11 protein-coding genes are annotated in these 17859 nt (G+C 68.3%); all 11 read left to right on the plus strand.

Going from position 1 to position 17859, the window contains the following annotated elements; all coding sequences use genetic code 11:
• The first annotated feature begins 68 nt into the window (after positions 1-68).
• The 11 genes from N5J29_RS11960 (at position 69) to bcsZ (ending at position 17835) form a co-directional block, all read left to right on the plus strand.
• A complete protein-coding gene (locus N5J29_RS11960; protein WP_065175834.1) occupies positions 69-2633 on the plus strand; it encodes a fimbria/pilus outer membrane usher protein in 2565 nt (854 codons plus the stop codon).
• Positions 2624-3658 (plus strand): fimbrial protein, encoded by a 1035-nt coding sequence (locus tag N5J29_RS11965; protein ID WP_164151706.1) that lies wholly within the window; start codon positions 2624-2626, stop codon positions 3656-3658. The genes N5J29_RS11960 and N5J29_RS11965 overlap by 10 nt, the downstream gene beginning before the upstream one ends.
• A 215-nt stretch (positions 3659-3873) precedes the next feature.
• Positions 3874-5412 (plus strand): BcsE family c-di-GMP-binding protein, encoded by a 1539-nt coding sequence (locus N5J29_RS11970; protein WP_164151704.1) that lies wholly within the window; start codon positions 3874-3876, stop codon positions 5410-5412.
• Complete coding sequence (bcsF, locus tag N5J29_RS11975; protein WP_053518880.1) at positions 5409-5588, plus strand: cellulose biosynthesis protein BcsF; 180 nt, start codon at positions 5409-5411, stop codon at positions 5586-5588. Before N5J29_RS11970 ends, bcsF begins: the two co-directional genes overlap by 4 nt.
• Positions 5585-7213, plus strand: coding sequence for a cellulose biosynthesis protein BcsG (bcsG, locus tag N5J29_RS11980; RefSeq protein ID WP_164151702.1), 1629 nt, complete (start codon positions 5585-5587; stop codon positions 7211-7213). Before bcsF ends, bcsG begins: the two co-directional genes overlap by 4 nt.
• On the plus strand, positions 7213-7389 hold the full coding sequence (gene bcsR / locus N5J29_RS11985) for a cellulose biosynthesis protein BcsR (protein ID WP_080375313.1): 177 nt from the start codon (positions 7213-7215) through the stop codon (positions 7387-7389). Before bcsG ends, bcsR begins: the two co-directional genes overlap by 1 nt.
• Positions 7386-8141, plus strand: a complete 756-nt coding sequence (gene bcsQ, locus N5J29_RS11990; RefSeq protein ID WP_053518884.1) for a cellulose biosynthesis protein BcsQ — start codon at positions 7386-7388, stop codon at positions 8139-8141. Before bcsR ends, bcsQ begins: the two co-directional genes overlap by 4 nt.
• Positions 8138-10765 (plus strand): UDP-forming cellulose synthase catalytic subunit, encoded by a 2628-nt coding sequence (gene bcsA / locus N5J29_RS11995; protein WP_164151700.1) that lies wholly within the window; start codon positions 8138-8140, stop codon positions 10763-10765. Before bcsQ ends, bcsA begins: the two co-directional genes overlap by 4 nt.
• A complete protein-coding gene (gene bcsB / locus N5J29_RS12000; RefSeq protein ID WP_164151699.1) occupies positions 10762-13137 on the plus strand; it encodes a cellulose biosynthesis cyclic di-GMP-binding regulatory protein BcsB in 2376 nt (791 codons plus the stop codon). The genes bcsA and bcsB overlap by 4 nt, the downstream gene beginning before the upstream one ends.
• Positions 13134-16715, plus strand: a complete 3582-nt coding sequence (gene bcsC / locus N5J29_RS12005; RefSeq protein ID WP_279924359.1) for a cellulose synthase complex outer membrane protein BcsC — start codon at positions 13134-13136, stop codon at positions 16713-16715. The genes bcsB and bcsC overlap by 4 nt, the downstream gene beginning before the upstream one ends.
• A complete protein-coding gene (gene bcsZ, locus N5J29_RS12010) occupies positions 16699-17835 on the plus strand; it encodes a cellulose synthase complex periplasmic endoglucanase BcsZ (RefSeq protein ID WP_111186320.1) in 1137 nt (378 codons plus the stop codon). Before bcsC ends, bcsZ begins: the two co-directional genes overlap by 17 nt.
• The last annotated feature ends 24 nt before the right edge of the window (positions 17836-17859 follow it).

Genomic DNA, 17859 nt, shown 5'->3' on the forward strand with positions numbered 1-17859 from the left:
GCGCATCCCGCCACCGCCGCCGTGCGGCGAATTGAAGGAATGTCAGTGTGATCGGAAACAGATTGACATTGTCGATCCATCAGGCGCTTTGCCTGTTGGCTGCCGGCGTGGCCTGCCCAGGATGGGCGCTGGCTGCCCCGGCCAATCTCGGCGAACAGGCGCTGATGGCGCAGACTGGGGCGGCGACCGCGCGTGCGCCGGAGTCGGCGCAGTTCAACTCCAGCTTCCTCTCCGGCCAGGCCAAGCAGGTCGATCTGGCGGCCTTCAGCAACGGCAACCCGATGGTCGCCGGCACCTATCGCGTGGACGTCTACGTCAATGGCGCCTGGCAGGGCCGCCGCGACGTGCAGTTCAAGGCGGATGCACAGGGGCGCGTCGATGCCTGCCTGGCGCTGCCGATGCTCGAGGAAATGGGCGTGGACAGCGAGGCGGTGCTGCTGCAGCAGGATCCGTCGGTGCCGACCGATACCTCCACGTGCGTGCCGGTGCAGCAGCGCATGGCCAATGCCTATGGCGTCTATGACAGCGGCAACCTGCGTTACGACCTGAGCATCCCGCAGGTGTTCCTGCGCCGCGAAGCGCGTGGCTACGTCAACCCCGCGCTGTGGGACCGTGGCATCAACGCCGGCTTCGTCGGCTACAGCTTCAATGCCATCGACAGCGACAGCCGCGTCGAAGGCGGACAGCGCAACCGCAGCGCCTATCTGGGCCTGAATGCCGGCCTGAACCTGGGTGGCTGGCAGTTCCGCCACGATTCCAACCTGACCTGGACCGAGGGCGACGGCCGCCACTGGCAGAGCATCGCCACCTACGCCCAGCGCGGCATCCCGAAGATCCGCGGCATGCTCACTGTGGGCGAGGCCTACACCACCGGCGAACTGTTCGAGTCGATCGGATACCGGGGTGCCAGCCTGGCCAGTGACGACCGCATGCTGCCCGATTCGCTGCGCGGCTACGCGCCGGTGGTGCGCGGCATCGCCGAGACCAATGCGCGGGTGGAAGTCCGGCAGAACCAGCAGCTGATCTATTCCTCCACCGTATCGCCGGGCAGCTTCGTCATCGACGATCTGTACCCGACCGGTTACGGCGGTGACCTGGAAGTGAGCGTGATCGAGGCCGATGGCCGCCGCCGCGAGTTCAAGGTGCCGTTCGGTTCGGTGCCGCAGATGCTGCGCGAAGGCGTCTCCCGCTACTCGGTGACCGCCGGCCAGGTCCGCAACGAGCTGCTGCGCGATGAACCCTGGCTGGCGCAGGGTACCTACCAGCGCGGCATCGGCAACCAGCTGACCCTGTACGGCGGCAGCGCGCTGAGCGAAGGCTACGTTTCACTGCTGTACGGCATTGGCCTGTCCACCCGGATCGGTGCGTTCGCGGCCGATGTCACCCACGCCCGCACGTCGTTCAACCACTACGGCGACCACACCGGCGCCAGCGTGCGCCTGAGCTACAGCAACATGATCGGCGAAACCGGGACCAACCTGACCCTGGCCGCCTATCGTTATTCGACCGAAGGCTACTACAGCCTGCAGGACGCCCTGTACGGACGCGACGCGGATGATCGCGGCATCGACCCGACCACCCGTGGCCGCCAGCGCAGCCAGTTCCAGCTGACCCTGAACCAGCCGCTGGGCCGCCGTGCCGGTGCGCTGTACGTCACCGGTTCGGTGCGTGACTTCTACGACCGTTCCGGCACCTCCAAGCAGTACCAGGTGGGCTACAACAACGCCTGGCGCTCGGTGAACTACGGTTTCTCGGCACTGCGCACCGAAGAGGGCATCCTCGGCCGGGCCGACACCCAGTACCTGTTCTCGATGAGCGTTCCGCTGGGCCGCGGGACCCATCCGGTGTCGTTCAGCGCCGACCTGGGCGCGCGCGACCGTGGTGGCTACGACAACAGCCGCGTGGGCATCACCGGTTCGGCCGGCGTCGACAACAACTTCAGCTACGGCGTGGCCCTGTCCGATTCCCGCGAGGGCAACACCACCGCGGTCGGCAACGCCGAGTACCGCAGCCGCTACACCGCGCTGAACGCGACCTACAGCCATTCCAGCGATTTCCGCCAGGCATCGGTGGGCGCCAACGGCAGCGTGGTCATGCATCCGGGCGGCGTCACCTTCACTCCGCAGCGTGGCGATACCATGGTGCTGGTCGAGGCGCCGGGCGCGCGCGACGCGCAGGTGACCAACGCACCGGGCCTGCGCATCGATGGTCGCGGCTACGCCGTGGTGCCGTACGTATCGCCGTACCGCCTGAACACCGTGACCCTGGATCCGCAGGGCATGGCGCATGACGTCGAGCTGGAAAGCAGCAGCCAGTCGGTTGCACCGTTTGCAGGTGCCATCAGCTACCTGCGCTTCGATACCCGCAAGGGCAACGCGCTGCTGATCCAGGTGCGCAATCCCGATGGCCGCACCCTGCCGTTCGGCGCACAGGTCAAGGACGAGCAGGGCCAGCCGGTGGGCATGGTCAGCCAGGGTGGCCGCCTGTATGTGCGCAGCGAGCAGGATCACGGCCGCCTGCAGGTGGAGTGGGGCGCCGGCGCCGACCAGCGCTGCACCGTCGATTACCAGGTTCCGGCGGGCGCCGATGCGTCCAAGACCGGCTTCATCCCGCTGGAGGCAGCATGCCGATGATTCATTCCCGTGGCCGCAAGGCGCTGGCCGCACTGGCCGTGCTGGGGGGCGTGCTGCTGGCCCAGCAGGCCAGCGCCGCATGCCGCATCCAGACCAGCGGGTTCACCGCGCAGGACGTGACCATGGACATGGGTCAGATCGTGATCCTGCCCAGCACCCCGGTTGGCGGCGTGATCAAGGAGATCAGCGTTGCGATCAACCAGCAGAACAGTGTCGCGCGCTGCGACTGGTCCGGCGGTCGCTCCATCGGCGAGTACGTCAATGCCGCACAGAAGCGCCCGGTGGCCGGCTTTTCCAACGTCTATGAAACCGACGTGGCGGGCGTGGGCATCCGCCTGTTCCGCGACTCCGGCGCCATCCAGACCTACTATCCTCACTCGATCAACTTCAACGGCAACGCGACCATCTCGCTGATCGGTGGCCAGTTCCGCATCCAGCTGATCAAGACCGCGGCGCAGACAGGTTCGGGCATCATCGCGCCCAATGGCCGTTTCACCACCTATTACTTCGATGGCGATAGTGCCAGCCGGCCGGTGTTGACCTCCACCTTCAAGGGATCGGGCACGACCGTGGTCAGCCCGACCTGCGAGGTGGACGCCGGCAGCCGCAACATCGCGGTGGATTTCGGCAGTGTCCCCAACACCTCGTTCACCGGCGTCGGTTCGCGCGCGGTCAACCGTGACTTCGACATCCGCTTGAACTGCCAGGGCAGCAATGTTGCTGCCTACCAGAGCAAGATCGGCATCCGCCTGGATGCCGACCAGGACAGCTCCAACATGCCGGGCGTGCTGAAGCTCAGCGCGGCTGCCAACAGCGCGACCCGCATCGGCATCCAGATGGTCCAGCGCGATGGCACCACCGAGCGCGAAGTGCGCTTCGGCCAGGCGATCAATGTCGGCACCACCATACCGGGCACCAGCACCATGACCCTGCCGCTGCGCGCCCGCTATGTACAGACCCAGGCCGGTACCGTCGGTGCCGGTGTCGCGAACGGACAGGCGACTTTCACCATCCAGTACGAGTAGCGGCCAACGGCCGTTCCACCGCTGCGCTGTGCCCCAACGTTGCCTGTTCCGCAGGCGACGTTGACTGCGTCTTGATCCCGGAAATACCAAGATCGGAGCTGCCATGAACGTATCGCAGCACGAGTGTGATGCGCGTCATGAAATTCGAGTCACCCAACACAGCACCTCCGCTGCCGCAGCGTCGGCTCGGCTGAGGTCCGCTGAAAGGACCCGGCATGACAGCGCCCCATCTTGCCATCGCCGGATTGCCGCCCGAGTTCGTCGAGATGCACGGCGGTGGGCTGTACTGGGTCGTCGCGGCCGGAAGCGCGCCGGCCGACCTGGTCGGCGCAGGTGTGCTGGGGTCGGCCAGCGACGTGCGAGACGCCGTGCTGGCGACGCTGGGGCGCGGCGCCGATGCGATGCTGGCCGAGCTGCCGCCGGGGGAGGGGCCGGCGCGGTTGCGTCTGTTCCGTTCCTCGGCCGCTGCCATGCAGCGGACCCTGCGCGGTCTGGCGGTTGATCTTCCCCGCGCGGCCACCGCCGCGACCCGCCTGTGCATGGTGCAGTTTCCGCTGGCGGCGCTGGAAGGCTGGAGCGATGCCCGGCTGGCGGCATGGAACCGGCAGCTGCAAGCCTGGGCGGAGCAGGCCGGCACGGTGCTGCTGCTGCTTTGCCACGGTGAAGTGGCCACCCTGGCGCCGCGCCTGCTGGCCTTGAACCGGACCTGTTCCGGCGTCGCCCAGCTGCATCCGCACCGCGGTGCGCTGCAGCTGCTGCTGCATTACTGGGCCAACGCCCATGGTGTGGTGGCCCGCCGTGCCTTCGCGATCGAAGCGGCAGAAGGCGGGTTGCGCCGCGTGCCAGAAGAGGCGGACAGCGTGCTCTCTGCGGTCGAGGCCAGCGGCGGCGATCGTGATCTGTACCTGGCCGAGGCCGACGTGCTGGAAGGCGCTCCGCCGCTGTCGCCCGCCTGGCGGCTCCACGATGGCTGGGCGGACCTGCTGCCTTCGGCGCTGCAGGCGCGCGAGGCCACCGTGGTGCTGGCGATCCGCAGCAACGACCAGGTGGACACACTGGCACGCCTGCTGCATCGGCTGCGCCGCGAGCGCGGCGACCTGCTGAAGCTGGTGGTGCGCGAGGTGCAACCGTGCCTGCGCTACGCCGACGAGCGCCTGCTGCTGCAGTGCGGCGGCAACATGGTGGTGCCGGCGGCGACTCCGCTGCCGCGGCTGCTGACGCTGCTGGAGACGGTGCAGCGGCAGCGTTGGCAGGGGCAGCTGGCGGCCGACCCCGAACCGTTGATCCGTGCCCACCGGCCACCGGAAGTGAATGGAATCGTGGCGGCCGACCGCTTCCGGCAGATCGTCGGCGAACGCATCGATCAGGACGGCAGCGCGGTGGAAAGCGCCGTGCTGGCGCTGCAGCCGGTGGCCGGGCTGCGCGCGGAACAGACCCTGCAGCAGTTGAACATCCGCAGGCAGGGGGATGTGGCCTGCGTGTACCGCGGCCAGGTCCGCCTGTTCCTGTTCGGCTGCCGCCGCGATGCGGTCGAACAGGCGCTCTCCAACCTGTACCGGCTGCCCTGGCGCGAGCTGTTCGATGGCTACCAGCGCCTGGCCGAGTACGACATCGCAGCGATGAATGCCCGCGGCAGCGACTCCGAATCCGAGACGCTGCCCGCCCCTGCCGTTCCGTTGCCGCAACCCGCGGCCCCGGTCAACGAGGTCGCATTCAACGCCCCCATCCCGTTCCGGTTGGGAGATTCCGCATGACCACCGACCAGCAGCTGTGGACGCTGATCGCGGCCTGTGCGCTGGTGATGATTCCGTTCGGCGTGATGCTGGGCGCGCTGTGGCGCGCGGTGCGTCGCCGCGCAGCGTCATGGCTGCCCCCACGGCACCTGCGGCGGACGGGCGTGCGGGTGCGCGATGCGCGGAGGCCGCAATGAGCGCAGAGCCGACGCCCGCATCGCCGTTCGTCTGGTCGGACCTGCGCGGCTGGAACCTGTACTTCCTGTCCAAAGTGGTGTTGGCCTGGATGGGCGCGCTGGACCTGAAGATCCTGCCCAACCTGTTGTTCCTGGCCGCCCTGCTGGTGCCACTGCCGTGGCGATGGGCACGCATCACACGCACGGTCGTCGCCGTGCCGGTGGCCGTGGTGCTCTACTACCAGGACACCTGGTGGCCGCCCTTCCAACGTCTTCTCGCACAGCCGGGCGTGCTCGATTTCTCCGCCGACTACTGGCTGGAGCTGGCGCAGCGCTTCATCAACTGGCAGATGGTCGCGGTGCTGGTGCTGCTGGTGGTTGCCTACCTGCTGCTGAAACCGTGGCTGCGCATCACGACGCTGAGCGTGCTGGGCATGCTGGGCATGGCGGTGGTGGCACTGCCATTGCCGGCGGGCCTGAACTGGGGAACGTCGCAGGCCACCGCAGCGACCGGCGGTGCTGACGCCGCTGCCGGCGCACTTGCGCCGGCCAGCAACGAGACACTCAATGCCTGGCTGGCGGCCTTCTACCAGCAGCAGTCGGGCCTGAAGACGGTGTTCCCGGCGCCGGCCAGCGCTGCGCCGTTCGACGTCATCATCCTCAACATCTGTTCGCTGGCATGGAGTGATCTGGACGAAGTCGGCATGCGCCAGAACACGCTGCTGGACCACATGGACCTGATCTTCGACGATTTCAACTCGGCCACCGCCTACAGCGGCCCGGCGGCGATCCGCCTGCTGCGCGCCAGCTGCGGACAGACCTCGCACACCGCATTGTTCGACCCGGTGCCAGCCGAATGCCAGTTGTTCTCCAACCTGCAGCGCCTGGGTTTCCAGAGCGAGCTGGCGATGAACCACGATGGGCACTTCGACAACTTCATCGGGGAACTGAGCCAGTACGGTGGGTTGCAGGCACGGCCGATGGACATCAGCGCGTTTCCCCGGGCGCTGGTCGCGTTCGACAAGTCGCCGCTGCGCCGCGATGGTGACGTGCTGAACGCCTGGTGGAAGCAGCGCCAGGCCGAACAGGCGCAGCAGGTCGCGCTGTTCTACAACACGATCTCCCTGCACGACGGCAACCGCATCGTCGGCGCCGACGGTCGTGCCAACGCGGCGGACTACAAGGCCCGCGCGCAGATGGTGCTGGGTGACATGGCAGGCTTCGTCGAAGCGGTGGAGCGCAGTGGCCGTCGCGCCATGATCGTCGTGGTGCCCGAGCATGGCGCGGCGCTGCATGGCGACCGCATGCAGATTCCCGGCATGCGGGAGATTCCGAGCCCTTCGATCACCCATGTGCCGGTCGGCGTCAAGCTGGTCGGGATGGGCACGCCGGCCAGCGGAGGGCCGCGTCATGTGCCCGAGCCCAGCAGCTATCTGGCCCTCTCCGAACTGGTGTCGCGGGTGTATGCGCTGAACGCGCAGTCGCCGCCGGGAGCGCGTGACTGGGACAGCCTGCTGCAGGGGCTGCCACGTACGCCCTCGGTGTCGGAGAACGAAGGCGCCAAGGTCATCGATTACGGTGGCAAGCCCTGGCTGCAGCTGCAGGGAAGCAAGGCCTGGAACCCGTACCCGGAGGACAAACGCTGATGGCCGACATCCTGGCCGTTGCCAGTACGCTTTCGGTGGAGGAGGACGACATCGATCTGCTGCGTCGCAGCCTGGGCATGCCCGGGTTGCCCTACGTGGACTTCTCGGCGCAGAACGAACGTGCCCGGGCACTGGCACGCTGGCCGTTGCTGGCCGAGCTGGAGCGGCAGCCATGAGCGTACTGCTGTCCCTGCAGGGCGTGCACGGCGGCACAGGCGTCACCACGGTGCTGGCCGCGTTGGGACAGGCGCTGCATGCGCAGGGCCAGCGCGTGCTGCTGGTCGAGTGCAGTCCGGATCAGATGCTGGGCCTGCATGTCGGGTTGGCCGCACGGGAGGCCGATGGCTGGGCGCGGGCGATGCTGGACGGCCGCGACTGGCGTGATGCGGCCTTCGCCTGCGCACCGGGCCTGGCAGTGCTGCCGTACGGCCGTGTCAGCGCGGCCGAAGCCCTGCAGATCGAGCAGGCGCTGAGTCTGGCACCCGACACCTGGAATGATCGCGTGCCAGTGCTGTCGGCGCAGTTCGACTGGCTGCTGTTCGACCTGCCGCAGCGGCTGCCGGCACACGCGGCGGCGGTCAACCGATATGCGCGCTGTACGCTGCCGTTGCGCCTGGCGTGCGTCGATCCGGCAAGCCACGTCTTCCTGCAGCGGCAGCACGACGATCCGCGCCGTCTGCTGGCCAACCGGTATGACCCGGCGGTTCCGGTGCAGCGCGATCTGATGCAGCTTTGGCTGCATGCGCACGCGTCGATGCTGGTGCCTCAGCCTCTGCACGAAGATGCGCGGGTGCCGGCCGCGTTGGCCAGCAAGCAGCCGCTGGGCCAGCATGCGGCCGATGCGCTGGCGGCTGCCGACGTCGCCGGCCTGGCATTGTGGTGCCTGGCCGAGGCGGCGCGGCGGCAGGATCGGGAGAGCGGGCGATGAAGGGCGCACGCATCCACTATCTGCACTGGAACCGGCTGCGTGAGCGCGTGTACGCCGCATGGCCACTGTGCGCGCTGCTGTGGTCGCTGCAGGCGCTGGGCTGGGCGCTGTTGAGGCTGGAAGGACCTGCGTGGCAGGCGCTGGCGCCGCGGCTGCGGCGTGCGTTCCCGCAGTTGCAGGGTGATCGCCGCTGGCGCCCCGGAGATCCACTGCGGCTGCTGATCCAGGCCGCATGGCTGTCGCTGGTGCGCCTGGTTCCGCATACCTCGCTGCGCCGCCAGCGCCTGGCCCAGGCCCGGCGCCAGCGCATCGCCGAGCTGCGCGGAGCGGCAGGACGCGGTCGCCTGCGCTACCTGCGGGCGATGCGTGATGCACCTGCCGATGTCGGCAACAGTCGCCTCGCGGCGTGGCTCGCACAGCGCCTGGAGCACCTGCCGCCCCGCGCGCGTCAGGCGCTGACCGCGCTCACTGGTCTGGCTACGCTGGGTCTGGCGGCACTGTGCATCACCCAGCCCTTCAGCTACCTGGCGCAGTTCGTGTTCGTGCTGCTGCTATGGGTCATCGCGCTGCTGGTACGGCGCATGCCCGGCCGCTATGCGACGCTGGTACTGGTGGTGCTGTCGATCACCGTGTCCTGCCGCTATCTCTGGTGGCGTTATACCGCCACCCTGAACTGGAGCAGCACCTTCGACCTGGTCTGCGGTCTGGTGCTGCTGGTGGCCGAGACGTATTCCTGGCTGGTGCTGATGCTGGGCTACGTACAGGTTGCCTGGCCGCTGCGACGGCGTCCGGCGCCCTTGCCGGCCGACATCCGGCAGTGGCCCACGGTGGATGTGCTGATTCCCACCTACAACGAAGACCTGTCACTGGTGCGGCATACCGTCCATGCCGCCATGGGGCTGGACTGGCCGGCCGACAGACTTCGCATCCACCTTCTCGATGACGGCAAGCGCGAGGAGTTCCGTGCCTTCGCCGAGCAGACCGGCGTCAACTACATCACCCGCAGCGACAACCGGCACGCCAAGGCCGGCAACCTAAACCACGCCCTGACCCTTATCGACGGTGAGCTGGTGGCGATCTTCGACAGCGATCACTTGCCGGTGCGCTCGTTCCTGCAGATCACCTGTGGTTGGTTACTGCGCGATCCGAAGCTGGCGCTGGTGCAGACGCCGCACCATTTCTTCTCGGCCGATCCCTTCGAGCGCAACCTGCAGGTGTTCCGCAGTGATCCCAACGAGGGCGAGCTGTTCTACGGGCTGGTGCAGGACGGCAACGACCTGTGGAATGCCGCGTTCTTCTGTGGTTCCTGCGCGGTGCTGCGGCGTGAGGCCATCGATGCCATCGGCGGCTTCGCCACCGAGACCGTCACCGAGGATGCGCATACCGCCCTGCGCCTGCATCGCCAGGGCTGGAACTCGGCCTACCTTCGCATTCCGCAGGCGGCCGGCCTGGCCACCGACAGCCTGGGCGCGCATGTCAACCAGCGCATCCGCTGGGCGCGCGGCATGGTGCAGATCTTCCGCATCGACAATCCACTGCTTGGCAAAGGCCTGAGCCTGTTCCAGCGCTTCTGCTACGCCAATGCGATGCTGCACTTCCTCGCGGGCATCCCGCGGCTGGTGTTCCTCACCGCGCCGCTGGCCTTCCTCCTGCTGCATGTCTACATCATCTACGCCCCCGCGCTGGCGATCCTGCTGTTTGTCGTTCCACACATGGCCCACGCCAGCCTGACCAACGCGCGCATCCAGGGCCGGTACCGCCGCCCGTTCTGGGGCGAGGTCTATGAAACCGTGCTGGCCTGGTACATCGCGCGGCCGACCACCGTGGCCCTGTTCAGTCCCGGCCGTGGCAAGTTCAATGTCACCGACAAGGGCGGCACGCAGGCGGGTGACCGCTTCGACTGGCGGGTGGCGCGCCCCTACCTGGTACTGGCGCTGCTGAACGTGCTGGGGCTGTGCTTCGCCGTGTGGCGTTTCATCGAGGGGCCCGCCGATGAGCGCGGCACGGTGGTCGTGAGTTCGTTGTGGGTGCTGTACAACCTGCTGATCATCGGCGGCGCACTGGCGGTGGCGGCGGAGGTACAGCAGGTGCGGCGCACCCACCGGGTCACCACGCGCCTGCCGATGGCGCTGCAGATACCCGATGGGCGTCGCCTGCGGGGCGTGCTGCAGGACTATTCCAACGATGGCGTCGGCCTGGAGTTGGGACTGGATCCGCAACTGGCCGAAGGCACGCGCGTACACCTGCTGCTCGGGCGTGGCCGGCGCGAGTTCGCCTTCCCGGCTCGGGTACAGCGCAGCGTCGGCCATCGCCTTGGCCTGCTGCTGCAGTTCGACAACGAGCGCCAGCGCGTGGAGTTCGCCCAATGCACATTCGCCCGCGCCGATGCGTGGCTGGACTGGCATGCCGGTTACCAGCCCAAGAGCCTGCCACGCAGCCTGTGGAGCGTGCTGGTGCTGGGCTGGAAAGGCTATCGGCGGATGGGCGACTTCACGCCGTTCGATCTCGACCGCCCGGTGCACTGGAGCGGTCGCCTGCTGCGCTGGCTGGCCAGTTTCGCACCACAACGTCCGCTTCCCTCCCACCCGGCTGACCCAGCCGCTGACCCAGGGCTTCGTCCATGAGCATCCCGACCTCTCTGCGCTGGCTGCTGCTGCCGTTGCTGGTACTGCCAGTGGTGTCCGGCAATGGCGCTCCAGCACCCGTGCCGGCGCCTGCCACCGGTTCAACGCCGGATGCCCCGGCCGCGCAGGTTGCGGTACCGACCCCGACCACAGCGGCATCGGTGCCCGCGCCGCGCGGCGAACCGGCCTTGCCCGATACCTGGGCCGGCAGCGCTTGGCCCTGGCAACGGCACAGCACCTTCGCACAGCTCGGCCGCCGCCAGGACACGCTGCTGTCCGGCGTCCGCAACAGCACCACGTTCGAATTCCAGGTGCGCCGCGATCGCCTCGCGCGCGAAGCGGAACTGGATCTGAGCTTCACACCCTCGCCCTCGCTGTTGCCGACGCTGTCGCACCTGCGGGTCTATCTGAATGACGCGATGATGGGCGTGGTACCGATCAGCAACGACCAGCTGGGACGCCCCGTGCAGGCCAAGCTGCCGCTGGATGCGCGCCTGATCGCTGATTTCAACCAGGTCCGCCTGGAATTCGTCGGCCATTACACCGATATCTGCGAAGAACCCACGCACAGTTCGCTGTGGGTCAACCTCTCCAGCAACAGCACGTTGAGGCTGGGTGGCCAGCTGCTGGACATGCAGGATGATCTGGCCAATTTCCCGCTGCCCTTCTTCGATCCGCGCGACACCGCGCGGCTGGAACTGCCGGTAGTGTTTGCAGCGGCGCCCACGCTGGCGCAGCAGCGGGCTGCGGCGGTCATGGCGTCCTATTTCGGCAGCCTGGCGGGATGGTGGCGGCAGGCCCGTTTCCCGGTGAGCTTCGGCACCCTGCCCGAGCAGGGCCACGCGGTGGTGCTGGCGGTGAATGGCCGCTTCCCGCCGGTGATCGCCAACCACGCGCCTGTGCAGGGGCCGGTGATCGAGCTGATGGCCCTGCCCGAGGATCCGCAGCGCAAGCTGCTGCTGGTGCTGGGCCGCAACGACGATGACCTGCAGAAGGCCGTTTCGGCGATGGCGGCCGGCAATGTCCTGTTCCGCGGCCGCCAGGTCGCGATCGACGAAATGAAGCCGTTGGCGCCACGCAGGCCGTACGACGCGCCGAACTGGGTGCGTACCGATCGCGCGGTGCGCCTGGCCGAGCTGCTGGACTATCCGCAGCAGCTGCATGCCAACGGGGTATCGCCGCAGCCGATCACGGTCAATCTCAACCTGCCACCGGACCTGTTCATCTGGCGCAACCAGGGCATTCCACTGAACCTGCGTTACCGCTACACGCCGCCGTTTGGCAGTGATGAGTCGCGGCTGGGCGTGGCGATCAACGACCAGTTCATTTCAAGCTTCCCGCTGGTGCGCCGCACCGGCAAGCAGGGTGTGGCGGAAATCCGCCTGCCTGTGCTCGCTGGCGATGCCGGCGCCGACGATGGCCGCCTGTTGATTCCGGCGCTGAAGCTCGGTGACCGCAACCAGCTGCGGTTCGACTTCAACTTTGCCAGCGTGATGGGCAGTGCCCAGCGCGACCACTGCCAGACCGTGCTGCCGCCCAACCTGCAGGCGGCCATCGAGGAGGATTCGACCATCGACTTCTCCGGCTTCCATCACTACATGGGTCTGCCGGACCTGTCCGCGTTCGCGCTCAGCGGCTTCCCGTTCACACGCATGGCGGACCTGTCTGAAACCGTGGTGCTGGTGCCGCCGTCCGCCAGCGAGGCCCAGGTCAGCCTGCTGCTCAACCTGATCGGAGGCCTGGGCGTGCAGAGTGGGTACCCGGCCTACGGGTTGCGCCTGTCCGCGGACTGGAAACAGGCCAGTGCGCTGGATGCGGACCTGCTGGTCCTGGGCGCATTGCCGGATGAGCTGCGCGGCAGCCAGCAGCTGTCACTGCTGATCGACGATCAACGCACGCGCCTGCTCAATGGCCAGTGGTCATCGCCGGAGCTGGCGGTGCAGCAGGCCCGTCGCGGCAGCCGCGCGGGCGATCCTGCGGTCACCCGCGTGGCGGTCACCGCACAGGCCCCCTTCGCGGCCATCGTCGGCCTGCAGTCGCCCCGCCATGCACAGCGCAGCATCGTCTCGCTGGCGGCCAGCCATCCGGCCGACTATCAGCTGCTCGATGATGCACTCAGCGACACCGGCAAGCGCGAAGCCATTGCGGGATCGGTGGCGATCCTGCGCAGTTCCGGCATCAACAGCCAGTTCGTGGGCGAACACTATTACGTGGGCGCGCTGCCGTGGTGGCTGCTGCTGTGGTACCACCTGGCCGATCATCCGGCATTGCTGGCCGTGCTGGCCACGCTGGTGGTGCTGATGGTCGCCTTCCTGCTCTGGCGTGCACTGCGCTGGGTCGCCGCGCGGCGCCTGGATGCGGGCAAGGAATGAGCCGGACCTCGCCGCCGCTGCTGATGGCGTCCCGGCTGGTGCTGCTGGGTCTGGCCGGGACCGGCGCATGCGCGGCACAGGCGCTGCCGCAAATGCCCGGCGGCACTGCGGCCGAGCAGCGGCAGTGGTTGTTGCAGCAGGTACGCATCGGCGAGGCGACCGGGCGCCAGAGCCTGATCGAAGATGCGTTGGCCCGGCTGCGCATGCTGGCACCGGATGATCGTGGCACCCTGCTGGCGATCCTGGAGGTGCAGTTGTCGCAGCAGAAGGTGGAGGATGCGACCGCGACGCTGCAACGATTGCGGCAGGTCGGTGCGGGCAGTCGCGAACTCGCTGCGGGTGATCGCCTCTGGCAGGCCTACCAGGGCGATCTGCAGCAGGAGCTGCAGCAGGCACGCCTGTTCGCAGCCGGTGGCCGCAGTGCCGATGCGCTGGCGATCTACCGCCGCCTGTTCAATGACGCGCCTCCGGGGTTGCAGCTGGGGCTGGAGTACTGGCGTCTGCGTGGCGCGCAGGCGGATGGCCGCGCGCTGGCGATCCGGGAGCTGACCGCATTGGACCAGGCGTATCCAGGCAACACCGGGCTGCTGCAGACGCTGTCGCAGCTGCTGTTCGCGGCCGGTCGCGACGATGAAGCGCTCGACGCGCTGCGGCGCATGGGCCGCAACCCCGACGCCCGCGGGCTGGCTGCCGATGCCGAGTGGGCGTACCTGCAGGACCAGCCCGCCGATGAGCGCGGCGTGCGTCGCCTGCAGGAGTTCATCACCCGCAATCCCACCTTCAATGACATCGCCCTGGTGCGCGAGCGCTATGCCGAGCAGCACAGGCAGGTCAGTGATCCGGCCTGGCGGGCGGGTCTGCGTGGCCAGCAACTGCTTGAACGCGGGCGCGATGCCGAGGCCGAACGTGCCTTCCAGCAGGCGTTGCGGGCCTATCCGCGCGAAGCCGCCTTCCTGGGCGGATTGGGCATGGCGCAGATGCGACAGGGCCGTCGCGCGTCGGCGATCAGCCTGTTCGAACGCGCGATCCAGGCCACGCCCGTCGGCGAGAGCAGCGACAAATGGCGCGACCTCATTGCCAGTACGCGCTACTGGCTGCTGCTGGACCAGGCCGATGCCGCACTCGGTGCCGGTCGGTTGGACGAGGCGGATGCGTTGTACGCGCAGGCGCGGCGGCAGCAGCCACGCGAGGTCAACGCACGGCTGGGGCAGGTGGATGTTGCCGTGGCCCGTGGCGACGACGCCTCGGCCGAACGCCAGCTGCAGGCCGCGAGGCGGATGGCGCCGAACGATGCCAACGTGATCCGCAGGTTGGTGCAGCTGTATGGGAGGACCGATCCGCAGCGTCTGGAGACCTTCATCGATGCGTTGCCGGCCGCGCAGCGCCGGTTGTACGCCGAGGATCTGCGTCAGCTGCGGATCAGTCGCCTGCGCGAACGACGTGAGCAGGCCCTGGCGGCCGGCAATGCGGAGGCCGCCCTTGCGCTCGGGCATGAGCTGCGCGTGGAGCTGCCCGCCGATGCGTGGCTCGCCCGTGCCCTGGCCGTTGAGCTGCAGGCCGCGGGTCGGCCTGCCGAGGCCGATGCGGTGGTCGCGGACATGGTGGCGCGCAATGACAGCGCTGAAGCACGCTACGCGCAGGCGTTGTATCTGTCCGGCACCGATCGCCTGCCGCAGGCACTGGCAGTGCTGGACGCGGTGCCGCTGGCGGAATGGGATGACGATATCCGCGCACTGTCCGCACGGCTGCGCCGGCAGCAGCTCATCGATCATCTCTGGTCGCTGCGTGCGCAGGGACGCGAGCCGGAAGCCATCGCCCTGCTGCAACAGCAACCGGCCAGTGCCGAGAACAACCTGCTGCTGGCCGACTGGGCGCGCCTGCGCGGCGACCACCCGCAGGCCCTGCAGTATTACCAGCGGGTACTTGCGGAGCAGCCGGACAACGTCGATGCACAGCTTGGCCAGGTGCAGGCCTGGATCGGTGCCGGCGATCTGGACAACGCGCGGCGGCAGATGCGGCAGTCGCCCCCGGTGGTCGCGGAAGATGCGCTCGGCCAGCAGCGCCAGCTGGCCGGCATCTGGACCGACCTGCACGAGGACGCCAAGGCATTGGCGATCCTGCGCGCGCTGCTGGCCCGCAGGGACGGTCCGGATCCACAGTCCTGGCGCGACGCAGCGCGACTGGTGCGCCGCGAGGATCCGCAGCAGGCGCTGGACATGTACGCGCAGGCGATGGCCGACAACGGCCTGCTGGCCGCAACGCAGGCACAGCCGCGCGACAACCGCGCGCTGACCCTGGCCAGCCGCGAGACCGCGGGGGACGACTGGCTGCGGCGCAGCCTGCGCAGCGACGTGGAAACGCTGTACCAGCAGGAAAATCCCACGCTGACGGTGATGCAGGATACCGGTCGTCGCAGCGACGGAACGCCCGGCATTTCCCGCCTCGGGCGCGACACCCGCATCGCGCATCTGGATGCGCCGTTTGCAGGCGGGCTCGGCTGGGCGCGCATCGAACAGGTGCACTTCGACGCAGGGCGGTTCCGCACCGGCGCCGACGGCACTTACGACGAGGATTTCGGCAGCTGCGACCTGTCGCTGCTGCGTGCCGACGGCTCCCGGCTGCAGGCCCCGGGATGTACCCGCTTCGTGCATCAGCGGCGCAGTTCCGGCGCAGGTTTCGCGGCCGGCTGGCGCACGCTGGACGATCGCTGGAATGTCGACCTTGGCCATACGCCGTACCACTATGTGATCGGCAACTGGCTGGGAGGCATCACCGCCAATGGCGATCTGGGCCGTCTCGGCTGGGGGGCGACGCTGTCGCGGCGGCCGATGACCAACTCCCTGCTGTCACAGGCCGGTGCCCGTGATCCTCGCAGCGGCATTGCCTGGGGTGGGGTGACCGCCAATGGCATCACCTTCAGCCTGGGCTTCGATGAGGGCGGACGCAATGGTGTCTGGTCGAACTGGAGCTGGCACCGGTTGACCGGTCACAACGTCGCGGACAACACGCGTGCGCGTGCGATGGTCGGCTGGTACCACAAGCTGATCCAGAGTACGGACATGCGCCTGGACGTCGGCACCACGGCCATGTACTGGCGTTACCAGAAGGATCTGGGCGGCTACTCGCTGGGCCAGGGCGGCTACTACAGCCCGCAGCGCTATGCCTCGTTGAGCCTGCCGGCCAGCTTTGCCTGGCGCAATGATCTGTGGTCGCTGCGGGTGGATGGGTCGGTCAGTGTTTCCAGCGCGCGTACGGCGTCGATCAGCCGCTTCCCGGACCAGGCGCTGATCGAGCGCGTGGTGGCACAGCTGGAGCCGCAGTACGGTGCTCTCGCGCTGGACGAGGCTGGCCTGTACACCGGCGACAGCCGCAGCACCGGCACCGGCTATCGGCTCTACGCGGCCGTGGAGCGGCGGCTGGGCGATCACATCGTCCTGGGTGCGGCGGGAACCCTGCAGCGCAGCCGTGACTTCTCGCCGAACACATTCCAGCTCTATCTGCGCTATACCTTCAAGCCCTGGCAGGGCAACCTGCCGCTGCCCGTGTCGCCACTGGTGCCCTATGGCGAGTTCCGCTGACCCGCAACGCCGCCGACTGCTGCAGGCGACGGCCGCCTTGCCGTTGCTGGCCATGGGCGCAGGGCGTGCGCTCGCAGCGCCGCGCTGGCCGGCCTGGCAGGTGCTGCTGGACAGCAGCCTCAGCAACGACGGACGCATGATCGATCGCAGCCAGGACGACCAGCGCAGTACGTCGGAAGGGCAGTCGTATGCGTTGTTCTTCGCGCTGGTCGACAACGATCAGGCGCTGTTTGATCGCGTTCTGGGCTGGACCCAGGACAACCTGGCCGGGGGCGATATGCGGCAGCGGTTGCCGGCCTGGCTGTGGGGCCGCGATGACAAGGGCGGCTGGCGCGTACTGGACGACAATCCGGCGTCCGATTCCGATCTGTGGCTGGCCTACGCCCTGCTCGAAGCGGGGCGGCTCTGGCACCGTCCTGCGTTGCAGGCCATCGCCGGGGGCATGCTGGGGCAGGTGCGGGAAAGGGAAGTCGTGCAGCTGCCCGGTCTCGGCCCGATGCTGCTGCCGGGACCGCAGGGATTCGTCGAAGGCGATGCGACCCGGGTCAATCCCAGCTATCTGCCGCTGCCGCTGCTGCGGCGCTTTGCCGCGGCCGATCGCAGTGGGCCCTGGGCGGAACTGGCGGACAACGCGACCACGCTGCTGGAGCAGACCAGCCCGCATGGCTATGCACCGGACTGGGCGGCGTGGCAGCAGGGGCGCTTCGTGGTCGATCCGGTGAACGGAGCGGTGGGCGGCTACGATGCGATCCGCTGCTACACGTGGGCAGGCATGACGGCCCCGCGCGATCCGTTGTTCCGGCGGCAGCTGGCGGCGTTGTCCGGTCCGCTGCAGCGCCTGCGCAGCGGTGCGGCACTCTGGGAAAAGGTCGATACCCGCAGCGGGCAGGGGCAGGGCGAAGGCAACTATGGTTTCCGCGCGGCTGTACTGCCCTGTGTGCTGGCACAGCGCGAGCAGGGGCTGGCGAAGTCGCTGCTGGCCAGCCTGCCCAGCCCGGAACAGCAGCGTGCCGAGGCACCGGCCTACTATTCGCAGATGCTGGCCCTGTTCGGCCGGGGCTGGGCCGAGGGCCGCTGGCGTTTCGGCGTGGATGGCCAGCTGCGACCGGCATGGCGATGAGTACACCACAAGCCCGCCGTGACA

It is taken from the genome of Stenotrophomonas sp. GD03680, assembly GCF_029844625.1.
GTDB lineage: Bacteria > Pseudomonadota > Gammaproteobacteria > Xanthomonadales > Xanthomonadaceae > Stenotrophomonas > Stenotrophomonas maltophilia_P.